This window comes from Ilumatobacter nonamiensis YM16-303, assembly GCF_000350145.1.
Classification (GTDB): Bacteria; Actinomycetota; Acidimicrobiia; order Acidimicrobiales; family Ilumatobacteraceae; genus Ilumatobacter_A; species Ilumatobacter_A nonamiensis.
Genome location: NZ_BAOL01000177.1, coordinates 1 through 1068, shown reverse-complemented (window position 1 = coordinate 1068; position 1068 = coordinate 1). Strand labels below are relative to the sequence as shown.

Here is a 1068-nt window from a genome sequence, read left to right as displayed (position 1 = left end):
GTTCGCGCACGGAGCGCCGGACAAGTTCACGAGATCGGGTTGGGGGCGGGGCGGTTCAGGAGGCTTCGGAGGCTTGGCGGCGGCGATGGTCGGCGGTGTGGGTGCGGCTGGCGCACCGGGAGTCGGAGCAGAACTTCTTCGACCGGTTGCGCGTCGCGTCGTAGAACAAGCGCTGGCAGTCGGTCGCGGCACACGTGCCGAAACGGATCGTGCCGTTGTCGCAGATCTCCTGCGCAAGCGCCATCATCACGTCGGCCATCATCTGATCGTCGAAGCGGGCGGTCGGGGGCGTCCAGTGGATGTGTGGGCCGACGCCGCCGTGATCGACGATCGACGGGGTGATCGGCAGTTCGGTCAACTCCTCGGACACGCGAGCTGCTGCGTCCTCGGCGTCGAGGTCGGGGAGGTCGGCGAGGAAGTCGCCCAGCGCGGTCATCCGCTGACCGACGCGGTTCATCGATGCCGCCGATGCATCGGGTGCACGACTGAACCCGACATCGGACAACAGCGGCCGGGGATCGAACGACGGGTCGTCCGCAAACGAGTTGTGCAGGTCGACCATGGCGTCGATCGTGATGCGGTGCTCGGACTCTGTGACCGATGCGACGTACATGACGACAACGCTACCGCCAAACGACGTTGCGTAAGTAGTGAAACTCTGTTAGACCCTCACATCGCGTCAGGAGTCAAACCGATTACGGTCCTGACATCGATCATTCACCATTTGCGCAGAGGAGGATCAGACATGACCGCAGCATTCGTCACCAGCATGCTCGTCGTCGCCAACGTGATGGGGGCCGGGATGGCCTATCCGCAGGCGTCGCGCATCGTGCGTCACCGCACCACGGCCGGTGTCTCGGGCGTGTGGGCGGGCGTCAGCCTGTCGATGAACCTCTGGTGGTTGGCGTACGGCGTGCACGAGGGGTTGTGGGGTCTCGTCCCGGTGTCCGGCGTGGCGGCAGTCCTCTACGGCGTGATCCTGGTCGCGTACGTGCGCACCGTCGGCCGTTCGGCACTCGCCGGCGTCCTGGCGGGCCTGTTCGTGCTCGGCATGGTTCCGCTCCCGTT

The 1068-nt window shown here is 65.6% G+C and carries 1 protein-coding gene and 1 pseudogene; one reads left to right on the top strand and one right to left on the bottom strand.

What is annotated here, in order from left to right; all coding sequences use genetic code 11:
* Positions 1–55: 55 nt before the first annotated feature.
* Entirely contained in the window at positions 56–613 is a 558-nt protein-coding gene (locus ON45_RS15720) for a CGNR zinc finger domain-containing protein (protein ID WP_040494958.1), read from the bottom strand.
* A gap of 132 nt (positions 614–745) precedes the next feature.
* Between ON45_RS15720 and ON45_RS15715 the strand changes: the two are divergent.
* Positions 746–1068, top strand: a pseudogene (locus ON45_RS15715) (hypothetical protein); the annotation flags it as partial.

Bases quoted from the DNA above. Each gene is read 5' to 3' on its own strand.
- ON45_RS15720 (WP_040494958.1), bottom strand. From the start codon at position 613: ATGTACGTCGCATCGGTCACAGAGTCCGAGCACCGCATCACGATCGAC.